At 72.5% G+C, this 14,453-nt stretch carries 14 protein-coding genes; 8 read left to right on the top strand and 6 right to left on the bottom strand.

The window, feature by feature from the left end:
- Positions 1–12: 12 nt before the first annotated feature.
- The gene (locus AB852_RS22775; protein ID WP_079184861.1) at positions 13–1,524 is read right to left on the bottom strand and encodes a M1 family metallopeptidase; all 1,512 of its coding nucleotides are present in this window, start codon (positions 1,522–1,524) and stop codon (positions 13–15) included.
- Positions 1,525–1,851: 327 nt separating this feature from the next.
- Between AB852_RS22775 and AB852_RS38755 the strand changes: the two genes are divergently transcribed.
- Positions 1,852–1,998, top strand: coding sequence for an SCO1431 family membrane protein (locus tag AB852_RS38755; protein ID WP_107499325.1), 147 nt, complete (start codon positions 1,852–1,854; stop codon positions 1,996–1,998).
- A gap of 196 nt (positions 1,999–2,194) precedes the next feature.
- On the top strand, positions 2,195–2,875 hold the full coding sequence (locus AB852_RS22770) for a TetR/AcrR family transcriptional regulator (RefSeq protein ID WP_073791827.1): 681 nt from the start codon (positions 2,195–2,197) through the stop codon (positions 2,873–2,875).
- Positions 2,876–3,015: 140 nt separating this feature from the next.
- Here the strand turns inward: AB852_RS22770 and AB852_RS22765 are convergent, their stop codons facing one another.
- A complete protein-coding gene (locus AB852_RS22765; RefSeq protein ID WP_073791824.1) occupies positions 3,016–4,266 on the bottom strand; it encodes a glycoside hydrolase family 18 protein in 1,251 nt (416 codons plus the stop codon).
- A 417-nt stretch (positions 4,267–4,683) separates the two neighbouring features.
- Here AB852_RS22765 and AB852_RS22760 point away from each other — a divergent pair, with 417 nt between their 5' ends.
- Positions 4,684–5,856, top strand: coding sequence for an acyl-CoA dehydrogenase family protein (locus AB852_RS22760; protein WP_073791822.1), 1,173 nt, complete (start codon positions 4,684–4,686; stop codon positions 5,854–5,856).
- A 165-nt stretch (positions 5,857–6,021) separates the two neighbouring features.
- Here the strand turns inward: AB852_RS22760 and AB852_RS40915 are convergent, their stop codons facing one another.
- On the bottom strand, positions 6,022–6,375 hold the full coding sequence (locus tag AB852_RS40915) for a hypothetical protein (RefSeq protein WP_245876879.1): 354 nt from the start codon (positions 6,373–6,375) through the stop codon (positions 6,022–6,024).
- Positions 6,376–6,568: 193 nt separating this feature from the next.
- Between AB852_RS40915 and AB852_RS22750 the strand changes: the two genes are divergently transcribed.
- Entirely contained in the window at positions 6,569–6,928 is a 360-nt protein-coding gene (locus AB852_RS22750; protein WP_073791820.1) for a YciI family protein, read from the top strand.
- A 279-nt stretch (positions 6,929–7,207) separates the two neighbouring features.
- Here AB852_RS22750 and AB852_RS22745 read toward each other — a convergent pair whose 3' ends face one another.
- A complete protein-coding gene (locus tag AB852_RS22745; protein WP_073791817.1) occupies positions 7,208–7,636 on the bottom strand; it encodes a hypothetical protein in 429 nt (142 codons plus the stop codon).
- A 256-nt stretch (positions 7,637–7,892) separates the two neighbouring features.
- Between AB852_RS22745 and AB852_RS22740 the strand changes: the two genes are divergently transcribed.
- The 4 genes from AB852_RS22740 (at position 7,893) to fxsA (ending at position 12,238) form a co-directional block, all read left to right on the top strand.
- The gene (locus AB852_RS22740; protein WP_073791814.1) at positions 7,893–8,336 is read left to right on the top strand and encodes an Lrp/AsnC family transcriptional regulator; all 444 of its coding nucleotides are present in this window, start codon (positions 7,893–7,895) and stop codon (positions 8,334–8,336) included.
- A gap of 78 nt (positions 8,337–8,414) precedes the next feature.
- On the top strand, positions 8,415–10,067 hold the full coding sequence (locus tag AB852_RS22735; RefSeq protein ID WP_073791811.1) for an amidohydrolase: 1,653 nt from the start codon (positions 8,415–8,417) through the stop codon (positions 10,065–10,067).
- Positions 10,068–10,613: 546 nt separating this feature from the next.
- Positions 10,614–11,537 (top strand): polyprenol monophosphomannose synthase, encoded by a 924-nt coding sequence (locus AB852_RS22730; protein ID WP_073791809.1) that lies wholly within the window; start codon positions 10,614–10,616, stop codon positions 11,535–11,537.
- Positions 11,538–11,653: 116 nt separating this feature from the next.
- Positions 11,654–12,238, top strand: a complete 585-nt coding sequence (gene fxsA, locus AB852_RS22725; RefSeq protein ID WP_073791806.1) for an FxsA family membrane protein — start codon at positions 11,654–11,656, stop codon at positions 12,236–12,238.
- Positions 12,239–12,445: 207 nt separating this feature from the next.
- On the opposite strand, the gene AB852_RS22720 is transcribed toward fxsA, so the two are convergent.
- Positions 12,446–12,820 (bottom strand): RNA polymerase-binding protein RbpA, encoded by a 375-nt coding sequence (locus AB852_RS22720; protein ID WP_003977404.1) that lies wholly within the window; start codon positions 12,818–12,820, stop codon positions 12,446–12,448.
- Positions 12,821–13,086: 266 nt separating this feature from the next.
- On the bottom strand, positions 13,087–14,439 hold the full coding sequence (locus AB852_RS22715; protein WP_073791803.1) for an MFS transporter: 1,353 nt from the start codon (positions 14,437–14,439) through the stop codon (positions 13,087–13,089).
- Between the last annotated feature and the right edge of the window lie 14 nt (positions 14,440–14,453).

Below are 14,453 nucleotides of genomic sequence, written 5' to 3'. Positions count from 1 at the left end.
TCGCCCGCGCGGTCACCGGATGGCCGGCCGGACCACCCAGTCCGGGTGCCCCGGCATCGGCGGTGTCTTCGGCCCGTACGCCCACGGCCGCAGGAACGCGTCCATGTCCCGCCCGGTCACCTCGGAGGCCAGCGCGAAGTACTCGCGGCTCCCGGTCACCTTGCCCTGGTAGCGCTTGGCCCACTCCTTCTCGATCTTCCGGAACATCCGGTCACCGACCTCCTGGCGCAGCGCGTAGAAGACCAGCGCGGAGCCGTCGTAGCGCATCCGCTTGAAGAGGTTCGGTTCGGTCGGCTCGGCGGGCGCGCCGAAGTCGCGCCGCCACTGGTCGTGCTGCTCGTACGCCGTCCTCATCGACGCCTCCAGCGAGGTCCCGCCGTGCTCCTCGGAGTACAGCCGCTCGTAGAAGCGGGCGTGCCCCTCGCTCAGCCACAGATCGGACCACTCGCGGATGCCGTTGCTGTTTCCCAGCCACTGATGCGCCAGTTCGTGCACCAGATTGCGCTCGGCGTCGACCTGGTTCCCGAGCAGATCGGCCTTGGGCGCCAGGGACAGGGTCTGGGTCTCCAGGGCGACCCCGAGACCGGTGTCACCGACGAGGATTCCGTACCGGTCGAACGGATAGGCGCCGAGGCGCTCCTCCAGCCAGGCCAGATGCGTGGGCGTCAGGGCCCGGTAGCGCTCGGTGGGCGCGACCAGCGCGTCGGGGACCACGTCCCGGATCGGCAGCCCGCGCGGCCCCTCGCTCTCCACGAAGGTGAACCGGCCGATCGCGAGCTGGACGAGCTGCGCGGCGACCGGCTGCCCGGAGTCGTAGGTCCACCGGACCCGGCCGTCGGGCCGCTCGGCGCGTTCGGTGAGCCGGCCGCCCGCGACGGCCTGGATCCCCGGCGGGGTGGTGATCCGGAAGGTGACGGGCGCGCGGCGGCTCGGGTGGTCGTCGGCGGGGAAGAGCATGCGGGCGCCGTTGGGCTGCGGGTACACCACCGTGCCGTCCGGGGTGGGGATCCAGCCGTAGTCCTCGATGGCGTCGGTCCGGTGGCGTATCTGGGTCGGGTCGGCGGTCCAGTGGACCACCACCGTGAAGCGGCTGCCCTTGTCGAGGGGGCGGGCCGGGGTGATGACCAGCTCGTCGCCGTCGCGGGTGGTCCGGGCCTCGGCGCCGTCCACCGTGACCGAGCGCAGCGTGTTCCCGGCGAAGTCGAGGTTGAAGCGGGACAGGGCCTGGGTGGTGCGGGCGGTGATCGTGGCGCTCGCCGGGAACGCGGTCCGCGGGGCCTGCCAGTCGAAGTCCAGGGAGTAGCGGCTGATCCGGTAGCCGCCGTTCCCGTCGAGCGGGAACAGCGGATCGCCCGCTCCCGGGGCGCCCGGCGTGGGAGCCGTCGCCGGGGGCGCTGCCTGGGGCGAGGTCGGACGGCCCGCGGGGTCGGCCTGGGCGGCGGGCCCGGCCAGGGCCGCCAGCGCGGTGATCGCGGTGGCCAGGGCGAGCCGGGGTCGGCGGCGGGACGTGTGGTGCGAGCTCATCGAGATCCCCTCCGTGCACGCTGTCGTCGGTGGTCGCGGGAACGGCGGCGCCCGGTGGTCGGCCGGGCCGGTTCATCCCCCTGGGAGGAGGACGACCGGCGCGTGGAGATCGTTGGCCCGGGAACCGGCCAGGTACCACCCGTGGGAGTGAACCGGCGCCCACGCGCGCCGGTCGCACGCCCCCGGGCGCCCGACGCGCCCCGCGCGCCCTCCGGCACCGGGGCCCGGCGGGGACGTGACCGGCGTCCTATCGCGATCCCCGGTGCGGGTGGCACAGTGGCGCGACCATTCGGGGACATTTCCCTCCGCTCGACGAAGCGAGACCCCATGAACGCGACCGCATTCCAGACCCGCCGCGCCGCCGCCCGCACGGGTGGCCCGCGCACCGACGGCCCCCGCGTCCTCGAACACGTCCTCGGCTGGACCCTGGTCGTGGTGATCGCGATGCTCGTCACCCGCCTCGGCCTGATGTGAGCCGGGCCCGGTCCCTCCGGGCCGGGCGCCGTGACCGATGCGGCCGGGCCGGGTGGGACGGATGCCGTCGCGTGGGACCGATGTGGCCGGTGCTGTCCGGTGTGGCGGGGGAAGGTCTCCCGGACGCCCGTTGCGGAGCGTTCCGTTCTGCCATACTGCCGGTGTTTCGTCGCCAGCCAGCAGACAAAGGCCCCATTTGGATACCAGCCAGCAGCAGGGCGTCAGCGGTTCCCGGTCTCCCGACCCCGAGCGGCCCCGCCCGCGCGGCACGGACCGTTCCCACGCCCGCCGGGCCGAACTCATCGAGATCGGGCGGAAGTTGTTCGCCGACACGTCCTACGACGCCCTGTCGATGGACGACATCGCACGTCAGGCCCATGTCGCCAAGGGGCTGATCTACTACTACTTCACGTCCAAGCGCGGCTACTACCTGGCCATCGTGGAGGACGCCGTCGCCGAGCTGGTCTCCCGGGCGGCGAGCGGCACCGAACTGCCGGGCCGGGCCCGTGTCGAGCGGACCATCGACGGCTATCTGCGCTACGCGGAGCAGAACCAGGCCGCGTACCGCACCATCGTCAGCGGCGGGGTCGGCTTCGACGCCGAGGTGCAGGCGATCCGGGACGGGGTGCGCGAGGCGATCGTCGACACCATCGCGGAGGGCGCCTACGGCCGCCGGGACATCCCGCGGCTCGCCCGGCTCGCGATCCTGGGCTGGCAGTGGAGCGTGGAGGGCGTCACCCTCGACTGGATCGGCCGGGACGGACCGCCCCGCGACACCGTCCGTGAGCTGCTGGTCAGACTGCTCGGCAGCACCTTGCGCACCATCGAGGAGCTGGAACCGTCCTGCCCGGCGCCCCCGCGCGTGCGGCCCGCGTAGGTTCCACGTACCGGAGCGGTCCACGTACCGGAGAAGTCCACGCACACGGTGGAGGGGCGGGACCCGCGACCGGGTCCCGCCCCTCCACCGTTGTGATGCTGGTTCGTGCGCCGGGGCCGCCGCCCCGGTTTCCGCGAAGGCTAGTTGATCGCCTTGATCAGCTCACCGTTCGCGGTGTCACCGCTCAGGTCCCAGATGAACGTGCCGGCGAGAGCCTGCTCGTTCTTGTAGGCCATCTTGGTGGCGAGGGTGGCGGGGGTGTCGTAACTCCACCACTCGTTGCCGCACTTGGCGTACGCGGTGCCGCCGACCGTACCGGTGGCCGGGCACTTCGTCTTGAGCACCTTGTAGTCGTCGATGCCCTGCTCGTACGTGCCCGGGGCCGGGCCGGTGGCGGTGCCGCCGGGCGCGGACTGGGTGACGCCGGTCCAGCCGCGGCCGTAGAAGCCGACGCCCAGGAGCAGCTTGTTCGACGGGATGCCGAGGTTCTTCAGCTTCTTGATCGTCGCGTCCGAGTGGAACTCGGCCTTCGGGATGCCCGGGTAGCTCTTCAGCGGCGAGTGCGGGGCGGTCGGGCCCTTGGCGGACCAGGTGCCGAAGTAGTCGTACGTCATCGGGTTGTACCAGTCGACGTACTGCGCGGCGCCCGCGTAGTCGGCGGCGTCGATCTTGCCGCCCGCCGACGCGTCGGCCGGGATCGCGGAGGAGATCAGCTTGGTGGAGCCGAACTTGGCGCGCAGCGCCTGCATCAGGTTCCGGTACGCGGCGTGTCCGCTGGTGTCACAGCCGGCACCGCAGGCGTTGGGGTACTCCCAGTCGATGTCGATCCCGTCGAAGACCCCTGTCCAGCGCGGGTCGTTGAGCAGGTCGTAGCAGGACTGGGCGAACGCGGCCGGGTTCTGCGCGGCCTGGGTGAACCCGGCGGACCAGGTCCAGCCGCCGAAGGACCACAGCACCTTGAGGTTCGGGTTCTTCGCCTTCAGCTTCTTGAGCTGGTTGAAGTTGCCGCGCAGCGGCTGGTCCCAGGTGTCGGCGACGCCGTCCACGGAACCGGCGGCGGGGTACGCCTTGTCCGTCGCGGCGTACGCGTCACCCATGGTGCAGCGGCCGCCCTGGACATTGCCGAATCCGTAGTTGATGTGGGTCAGCTTCGCGGCGGAGCCGGACGTCTGGATGTTCTTGACGTGGTAGTTCCGGCCGTACACGCCCCATTCGGGGAAGTAGCCGATGACCTTCGAGCCCGCCGCGGCCTGGGTCGTGGCGGTGGTGTCCTCGGCGCTCGCGCTGGCGCCGGTCGTGGCCCCGGCGAGCAGTCCGGCGCCGAGCACGGCGCAGCAGACGGTGGAGACGAGCGCCCGGAAGCGGCCTCGGGGACGGTGTGGTGCGGACATGCGGTGGTCACCTCGTGGGGGAGGAGAACGGTGGGGGGCAAGCCGTGGAGGCCGCGCGGAGCACCACAATGGCCTTGTGGGACAACGCGGTTGTTCCTCTTGGCATGAACGCGTGGGGCGTTCGCAGGGAACAGTAGGAGGACTAGACCAGTGGGGTCAATGGTGCGGACCAATTTCCGTGGTGGTGCCAGGTGATCGCGCACCCGTGACGAACTGCCTCCGATCGGGCATACTCGACGCGCCACAGTCGCTGGTCAGCGCCCCTCCGTGATCCGGAAGGGCACCATCGGCCGGGCAGTGCCGTATCTCCGGGGACGGACCGTGCGCCTGGCGCCGGAACGATGCCGCGGACCCACCGGAGGCGCCGCCACACCCTAGTGCGGTCGTCCCCGATCAGCCCGACAGGGAGGACCGCAGATGCCCGACCACGCCCCGCAGCCCGTGGACCGGATCGCCCCCACGGACGAGGCCCGGGAGCTGTTCGCGCTCGTCCGCGAACTCGCCCGGCGTGAGATCGCCCCGACGGCGGCCGACGAGGAGGAGGCGGGCCGCTTCCCCCGTGAGGTCTTCACCCTGCTCTCCCGGTCAGGACTGCTCGCACTGCCCTACGACTCCGCGTACGGCGGCGGTGACCAGCCCTACGAGGTCTATCTCCAGGTCCTGGAGGAACTCGCCGCCGTCCGGCTGACCGTCGGTCTCGGGGCCAGCGTCCACACCCTCGCCTGTCACGCCCTCGCGGGCTTCGGGACCAAGGAGCAGCGCGCCGAACTGCTGCCCGCGATGCTGGGCGGGGGCCTGCTGGGCGCCTACTGCCTCTCGGAGCCCGCCGCGGGCTCGGACGCGGCCTCCCTGCGGACCAAGGCCGTGCGGGACGGTGACGACTGGGTGCTCACCGGCACCAAGGCGTGGATCACCCATGGCGGGATCGCCGACTTCTACACCGTGCTCGCCCGCTCCGGCGGTCCGGGCGCCCGGGGCATCACCGCGTATCTGGTGCCCGGGGACGCGCCGGGCCTGAGCGCCGCGGTGCCCGAGCGGAAGATGGGGATGAAGGGCTCCCCGACCGCGCAGGTCCACTTCGACGGGGTCCGGGTCCCCGACTCCCGCCGTCTCGGCGAGGAGGGCCAGGGCTTCACGATCGCCCTCGCCGCCCTGGACTCCGGCCGGCTCGGCATCGCCGCCTGCGCGATCGGGGTGGCCCAGGCGGCGCTGGACGGGGCGGTCGAGTACGCCACCGGACGGCGCCAGTTCGGCCGTCCCGTCGCCGACTTCCAGGGACTGCGCTTCCTGCTCGCGGACATGGCGACCCAGATCGCGGCGGGCCGGGCGCTCTACCTCGCGGCGGCCCGGCTGCGTGACGCGGGGCTGCCGTTCGCCAAGGAGGCCGCGATGGCCAAACTGATGTGCACCGACACCGCGATGAAGGTCACCACCGACGCGGTCCAGGTGCTCGGCGGCTACGGCTACACCGCCGACTTCCCCGTGGAGCGGTACATGCGGGAGGCGAAGGTCCTCCAGATCGTCGAGGGCACCAACCAGATCCAGCGGATGGTCATCGCCCGGCACCTGGCGGGCCCGGAGAGCCGCTGAGAGCCGCTGCTCCACCACCGGCGGCCGGATACGGCCCCCGGAACACCCCGGCGTGCCGCGGAACGCCCCTACCGGCCACCGACGCGGTCCGAGGAACGCCCGCACCGGCCGCCGACGCGGTGCCCGGAACCCCGCACCCACCACCGAAGCCGTCCGCGGAGCCCTTCACCGGCCGCCGCCGCGCGGTGCCCCCGCGGCCCCCGTCCCGCCGAACTCACCGGGCCGCACCAGCGGGGCCGTCAGCCGGTCCCACTCCGGGTCCGGGTGGCCGGGCAGCGTCCGTCCCCGTTCCGTCCACTGGGCCAGCAGCTCGTGGTAGAGGGGCGGATCGGGCCGGGGCGACGGCTCCGGGGCCGGGCCCGGCGGCGCGGGCGTGGCGCGCACCGGATACGGGTGCCGTGGCGGGGGGCCGGACTGCTCGGGTCCCCGCTGCCGGGGCGCCGACAGCGGAACCGATTCTTCGGGCGCGGAGAACAGGACGCGGCGCAGCCTGCCCGGACCGGGAAGGGTCGAGGTCATACCCGGCGAACGCGGCGACCCCCGCGCGGGTCACCCTCGGGCCCGGGTGCGCGTGAGTTCGATCCCCGTGAACGGACACGCGCCCTCCTGCCGGAACGGGACGACTTTCCCCCGGTCTGTCGATCCGGGCGCCCTCCGTTCGACGTAGAGGCAGAGGCGGGAGAGTCCCGCCCTTTCGTGGAGGAGCCTTTCCATGCCCCGATTCCTGACCCTGATCCAGCTCGACGAGACCGCCGCCGCCGCACCCCGCTCACCCGCCTTCGCGGAGCGGATGGGCACGCTGTTCGAAGAGATCTCCAAGGCGGGCGTGATGCTCGACACCGCCGGTCTCGCCCCGACCGCCGAGGGCGTGCGGGTCGTCTGGTCCGGCGGTGGACTCACCGACACCGAAGGCCCCTTCGGCGGCGGTGACGCCATCCTCGGCTACTCGATGATCCAGGCCGGGGACCGGGCCGAGGCCGTCGAGTGGGTCCGCCGGTTCCTCGCGGCCCATGACGACCACCTCACGATCACCGCGGAGGTCCGTGAGGTCCGGGAGTTCGACGGCGCCTGAGCGCGGCCGTCACCCCGGGTTTCGCCGCGGCCGACCGGTAGTCGGCCGGTCGGCCACCGGCCCTGACGGACCTGACGCGCTGTCACCACCGGGCGGGCGAGGGCCGTGCCGTGCCCGCGCTGCGGCACGGTCAGGACACCGCCGACGCGGCGGCGGCTCGGTGAAGGGGGGTCGCGCGCGGGACGGCTGACCGGGCGTCCGGGACACGGACGCCGGGTGACGACCGGCGCGCGGGAGATACGGGGTGGGGGTGGTGCGGGGGTACGGGGTGCGGGGCGCTCAGGCCGCGTCGCGCCGCATCTGGGGGACCCGCATCGGCCGCGACCCGGGGCCGCCGACGTGCGAGAAGGGCTGGGTGCGCCAGTCGAGGCCCTGGGGGAGTGTCAGCAGCAGGGCGGTGTCCTGCTCCTGGACCTCACGGGTCTCGTCGGCGGGCCGGGTACCGGTGGCGAGCCGGCCCGTACCGGCGCAGACCTGGAGGCCGAACGGGTTCCACGGGGTGGGGCACCGCGCGTGCTCCGGGAGGGTGTCCTCGTCGGCCAGCAGCGCGATGGGCTGGGCGCAGTCCGGGCAGATCACCCGGTACATCTCGAACGTGTCGTACTCGTCGAACTCGTCGTCACCGGGTTCGACGCCCTCCGGCGCGGACTCGACGACGGGCTGCTGCTTGGCACGCGCGGGGCGGCCTGGACGCTTCACACTCTGCATATTGGGAACTCTCCCCCTCGATGGGTGGGCCGGGCGCTGTGTCCTCGGCCACAGCAAGCATTTCCCGTCCGGTCAGGGCGATAATCACCCCAAGGTCCTGGACCCCCCCATAGGGCTGTGGCGTTCGTCACATAGATGGTGTCCGGCGGGGCGTGCGAAGGGTCGTGTGCGCCCCGCGCGTCACCGAATGGTCTCGGAACGGAGCCGAATGCCGTTCCGGTCCCCCGGGCGATCATCGGAGCTGTAGGTTTCCGCCATGGAGGAGCTGGATCGTCAGATCGTCGAGCTGCTCGTCAAGGACGGGCGCATGAGCTACACCGACCTGGGCAAGGCCACGGGCCTGTCCACCTCGGCCGTGCATCAGCGGGTACGCCGACTGGAGCAGCGCGGAGTGATCCGCGGCTACGCGGCGGTCGTCGACCCGGAGGCCGTCGGTCTGCCGCTCACCGCGTTCATCTCGGTGAAACCCTTCGATCCCAGCGCGCCGGACGACATCGCGGAGCGCCTCGCGGGCGTTCCGGAGATCGAGGCGTGCCACAGCGTCGCGGGCGACGAGAACTACATCCTCAAGGTCCGGGTGGCCACCCCGAGGGAACTCGAACACCTCCTCAGCAGGCTCCGCGGCCTCGCCGGGGTCTCCACCCGCACCACCGTCGTCTTGTCGACCCCCTACGAGTCCCGCCCGCCCCGCGTCATCTGATCCCGGGCCGCCGGCCGGTACCGCCCGCCGCGCGAACCCCGGGACGAGGACGGACCCGGGGGCGAGGACACTGGGGGCATGAGCCAGCGCACAGCCCCCGGGACGGACCAGGGCCAGGACCAGGGAACCGTCCTTCTGCGCGGGGGAGAGATCCACTCACCCGCCGACCCCTTCGCCACCGCCATGGTGGTCTCCCACGGCCGGATCGCCTGGGTCGGCTCCGAGGGCGCGGCCGACGCCTTCGCCGCGACCGCCGACGAGACCGTCGATCTGGCGGGCGCCCTCGTCACCCCGGCCTTCACCGACGCGCATGTCCACACCACGTCCACCGGGCTGACCCGCACCGGACTCGACCTGAGCGGCGCCGCCACCAGGGAGGCCGCCCTGGAACAGGTCCGCGCGCACGCCGCGGCCCGCCCCCGCGACCCGGTCCTGCTCGGACACGGCTGGGACGCCTCCCGCTGGCCCGACACCCGGCCCCCGTCCCGCACCGAACTGGACACCGCCACCGGTGGCCGCCCCCTCTACCTCTCCCGGATCGACGTCCACTCCGCCGCGGCCACCACCGCCCTGCTCGACCTCGTCCCCGGTGTCACCGCCCGCGACGGCTACGACGCCGACGCCCCGCTGACCCGCGACGCCCACCACGCGGTGCGCGCCGCCGCCTACGGCGCCGTGACCCCCGCCCAGCGCGCCGAGGCCCAGCGCGCCGCCCTGCGCCACGCGGCCTCCCTCGGGATCGGCTCCGTCCACGAGTGCGCGGGCCCGGACATCTCCGGCGAGGACGACCTGACGGACCTGCTGCGCCTCGCGGAAACGGAACCCGGCCCCCGGGTCGTCGGCTACTGGGGCGAACGCCTCACCGGCCCCAAGGACGCCGAACGGGTGCGCGCGCTCGGCGCCGTCGGCGCCGCGGGCGACCTCTTCGTGGACGGCTCCCTCGGCTCCCACACGGCGTGTCTGCGTGAGTCGTACGCCGACGCCCCGCACACCGGCGCCGCATACCTCGACGCCGCCGACATCACCACCCATGTCGTCGTCTGTACCGAGGCGGGCCTCCAGGCCGGATTCCACGCCATCGGCGACGCCGCTGTCACCGCCGTCGTCGAGGGGGTACGCGCCGCCTCCGAGAAGCTCGGGCTCGCCCGGATCCGCGCCGCCCGCCACCGGGTCGAGCACGCGGAGATGCTCACCCCCGAGACGATCGCCGCCTTCGCCGAACTCGGCCTCACCGCCTCCGTCCAGCCGCTCTTCGACACCCTGTGGGGCGGCGACGAGGGCATGTACGCGCGCCGCCTCGGCACCGAACGGGCCCGCACCCTCAATCCGTTCGCCGCGCTGCTGCGCACCGGTGTCCCGCTGGCCTTCGGCTCCGACAGCCCGGTCACCCCGCTCGGCCCCTGGGCGGCCGTCCGCGCGGCGGCCTTCCACCGCACCCCCGGGCACGGGGTCTCCGTACGGGCCGCGTTCGCCGCCCACACCCGGGGCGGCTGGCGGGCCGTCGGGCGGGATGACGCCGGGATCCTCGTCCCCGGCGCCCCCGCCGATTACGCTCTGTGGCGTACCGGGGCCCTGCTCGTCCAGGCGCCCGACGACCGGGTGGCCCGCTGGTCCACCGACCCGCGCTCCGGCACCCCGGGACTGCCCGACCTCTCCCCGGGCGCCGAACTCCCCGTCTGTCTGCGCACCGTGGTCGGCGGCCGCACGGTCTTCGTGCGGCCTAACGAGTGATGTGCCGGGGTGGCGCGCACCCGGCCGGGGGTGCCGTACCGCCGCACCCGACCTGCGGGTCTCCTCGCTGACCTGCTGGTTCCTGGAAACGACCCAGGTGGGAGGGCTGTTGACACGGAGCCGCCGATGCCGGGTAGGTTCGGCCGGGTCCACCACAGGACGTCCGACCGGCGAACGTCCACGCAGTCGTCGAACGCCGCTGGGTCAGGGGTACGGCGCCACGACCGGTGCCGCACCGCTGGGAGCCAGGCCCAGTTCCCGCGCCTCGGGGGCGAGGGAACGTTCCGGCCGGTCGGGGGTCCCCCCTTGCTCCACTGGAGCCCGGGGCCGGTTGTGACCCGGGTGGGCCCGGCAGCTCAGTAGACAACGGCCCCGGTCGATCCGCAGCCAGCGGGTCCCGGGCCGGACCGAAGGGCGCCGGGCCCGATCCGCAGCCCCACGGCACCGTCACCAAGCGTGTGCCCGTACGGGCCCGTCGCGGCGCTGCCACGCAGGCCGCGCCCACTATGGTGGTCATCTGCGTACGACCTGCACGAAGGGGCTCCTGTGAACGACGGCGACGAGATCTCCTCGGCCGGTGCCGAAGAGCGGCGGTTCGGCCCGCTCGGTACGGCCTTGGTGATCATCCCGACCTACAACGAGGCCGAGAACATCAAGTCGATCGTCGGCCGGGTCCGGGAGTCGGTGCCCGAGGCGCACGTCCTCGTCGCCGACGACAACAGCCCTGACGGCACCGGCAAGCTCGCCGACGAGCTGGCCGCCCAGGACGACCACGTCCAGGTCCTGCACCGCAAGGGCAAGGAAGGGCTCGGCGCCGCCTATCTCGCGGGCTTCCGCTGGGGCATCGAGAACGGCTACGGGGTCCTCGTCGAGATGGACGCCGACGGCTCCCACCAGCCCGAGGAACTGCCCCGGCTGCTTACCGCGCTGAAGGGCGCCGACCTCGTCCTCGGCTCCCGCTGGGTGCCGGGCGGGCGCGTCGTGAACTGGCCCAAGTCCCGTGAGTTCATCTCCCGGGGCGGCAGCACGTACTCCCGGCTGCTGCTGGACGTCCCGATCCGCGATGTGACCGGCGGTTACCGCGCGTTCCGGCGCGAGACCCTCGAAGGGCTCGGACTGGCCGAGGTCGCCTCGCAGGGCTACTGCTTCCAGGTCGACCTGGCCCGGCGTGCCGTCAAGGCGGGCTTCCATGTGGTCGAGGTCCCGATCACCTTCGTGGAGCGGGTGCACGGCGACTCCAAGATGAGCAAGGACATCCTGGTCGAGGCCCTGTGGCGGGTCACCTCCTGGGGGGTCGCGGAGCGCTTCGGCAAGCTGAGGTCCCACGGCCCCGCCGGAGCGTCCGACGGATCCGCCCCGGCAGGCCCCTCCGGTGCCCCGTCCGCCGCGAAGAGCTCCGTGGACGCCTCTTCCTCGTCCGCCGCCTCCGCCCCGGCCGAGCGGCACTCCTCGGGCGCCCAGGACCGCTGAGGCGGGCCGCCCCGCCGTCCGTACGGCGGTGCGTCGGACCCTGAGTCCGCCCCGCGCAGGATTGTTGACCGCATCGCTTTATCCCGCACCGATGTGCGGCCAGGCACACTGGACGTATGACGACCGGTGCACCGAACCCGCCGTACCCGACCCGCCCCCGGCCCTCCAAGGTCCGGAGGTTTCTTCCGCTGGCCCTGGTGGCCTGGCTCGTGCTGGAGATCTGGCTGCTGACCCTGGTCGCGGACGCGGCGGGCGGGTTCACCGTCTTCCTGCTGCTCGTCGGCGCGATCGTGCTCGGCGGCGTGGTGATCAAGGCCGCCGGGCGCCGGGCCTTCAAGAATCTGAGCGAGGCGGTCCAGCAGGCCCAGAGCGGTGTGATGCCGCCGGAAGGCGGCCGTTCCGGCGAGGGCAACGGACTGGTGATGCTCGCCGGTCTGCTGCTGATCATCCCCGGGCTCGTCACGGACGCGCTGGGGCTGCTGCTGCTCGTGCCCCCGGTCCGGAAGGCGGTGAGCCGCCGCGGTGAGCGGGCGCTGGAGCGCAGGATGCGGGCCGCTTCCCCGGGCACCCTGGGGGACGCCTTCCAGCAGGCCCGGATGCGCCGTCCGGACGGCAAGGTCGTCCCGGGCGAGGTCATCCACGACAAGGCCGACCCCCGCAGGGACCCGAACCCGGGTCAGAACCCTCCGCTGACGCCGTGACCGCGGGCCCCTGACACCGGCTTCACGCATCTGTGCAGATACGGGTACTGCCCCGTGCCGCTGAACGGCACGGGGCAGTACCCGTATCTGCACAGATGGGCCGCCGAAGGGGCCCGGGGACAGCTCAAGAGCCGCGGGCGGGTGCCACACCTGATATGGCACCCGCCCGCGGCTCTTGAAGCTCTCTGCCGACCTTCCCCGTAAGGGTCAGGCGGACTTGCGGCTGTCCCGCGGATGTACGGCGATGTTCATCGCCCCGGAGCGAAGGACGGCGAGCCGCTCCTCAAGGACCTCTTCGAGTTCCTCTCGGGTGCGCCTCTCCATCAGCATGTCCCAATGCGTGCGCGCGGGCTTCGCCTTCTTCTCCTCAGGGCCGTCGCCGTCCACGAGGAGTGCCTGGGCCCCGCAGACCTTGCACTCCCACTCCGGCGGGATCTCCGCCTCTACCGAGAAGGGCATCTCGAATCGATGGCCCTTCTCGCATGCGTACTCCACGGCCTGGCGCGGAGCCAAGTCGATGCCGCGGTCCGTCTCGTAGCTGGTCACCACGAGGCGCGTGCCGCGAAGAGCTCGCTCACTCATGAATCGTGCCTCCCGGGCTTGTCGCCCACAGGACAGGTGTCGCTGTCGTCGTCATCCGGTCAACGTCCGGTCGGCGGTAAAGATTCCCGTTCCGGGTCCTGCGTCGCCGTCGTAGCCGCAGCCTTGTTGACCAATGCAATACCCACCGACGCCCGGTTTGTCACACCTGGCGTGAGATGTCACCCAGCGTTGAGGCTGGTTTCGCGCGCAGTAACGGTACGCCTGGCAGGCCAAAGGCGTACACTACCGCCCTTTGCCCGCAGGCGCTAAATCCGTTCCGGTACGGGATTGCCCGCGTCCTGGATCGCGCGCCGTACGGGCACCCGGGCGAGCAGGACGAAACCGAGCGCGAAGAACGCCACGAGCGACAGGATCGCGTCCCGGTAGCTCCCGGTCAGCTGATACGTCAGACCGAACAGCAGCGGCCCCAGCCAGGACATCCCCCGGTCGCTCAGCTCGTACGCCGAGAAGTACTCGGCCTCCTTGCCCGGCGGCACCAGATGCGAGAACAGCGACCGGGACAGGGCCTGGGTGCCGCCCAGGACCAGGCCGATCCCGGCGGCCAGGGCGAAGAACCACACGGCCCGCCCGGCGGGCAGGAAGTACCCCGCCGCCAGCAGCAGCGTCCAGACGACCAGGGACCCGAGGATCGTGCGGCGCGCCCCGTGCGTACGGGCCAGCCGGCCCATCCCGAGCGCGCCCGCCACCGCGAGCACCTGGACCAGCAGGACCGCGACGATCAGCGTCGACTGTTCGAGTCCGAGTTCCTCGGAGCCGTACACCGACGCCTGGGTGATCACGGTCTGCACCCCGTCGTTGTAGACGAGGTACGCCAGCAGGAACGCCAGGGTGAGCGGATAGCGGCGCATGTCCCGGATCGTCGCCGCCAGCTGCCGCCAGCCCTTGAGGGCGGTTCCCGCGCCGGCGGCGGGCCGCCGCCGGTCACGCAGACGGCGCAGCGGGACGAGGGTGAAGGCGCCCCACCACAGACCCGCCGTCGCCAGACAGATCCGCACCGCCGTGCTCTCCGTCACCCCGAACCGGTCGTGCTGGGTGAACAGGATCAGATCGGCCACCAGGACCAGCGCGCCGGAGGCGTAGCCGAAGGCCCAGCCGCGTGAGGAGACCGTGTCGCGCTCCTCGGGCCCGGCGATCACCGGGAGGTACGAGTTGTACAGGACCATCGACACGGCGAGCGCGGCGTTGGCCACGATCAGCAGGAGTCCGCCGAGAAGATAGCGGTCGCCTTCGAGGAAGAACATGCAGGTCGTGGCGGCGGCCCCCACATAGGCGGACACCGCGAGCAGGGGCTTGCGGCGTCCCGAGCGGTCGGCGGCGGCTCCCGCGAGCGGCATCACCAGGATCGCGGCGACCACGGACAGGGACACGGAGTAGGCGAAGAACGATCCCGCGCGCACCGGGATGCCCAGCGGATGCACATAGCCGTCGCTGTCGGCGGCGGCCTTGGCGATCTCTGTCAGATAGGGGCCCAGGAACACCGTGAGGACCGTCGTCGAGTAGACCGAGCACGCCCAGTCGTAGACGTACCACCCGTGTTGTTCGCGCCGCCGGTCCCCGGGTCCGTCGTCCGGTTCCGCCCGCACGGTCTTCGCACCCACCGGCCCCTCGCCTC

The sequence above is a fragment of the Streptomyces uncialis genome, assembly GCF_001905345.1.
Lineage (GTDB): Bacteria > Actinomycetota > Actinomycetes > Streptomycetales > Streptomycetaceae > Streptomyces > Streptomyces uncialis.
This window is presented reverse-complemented; position numbering and strand designations above follow the sequence as displayed.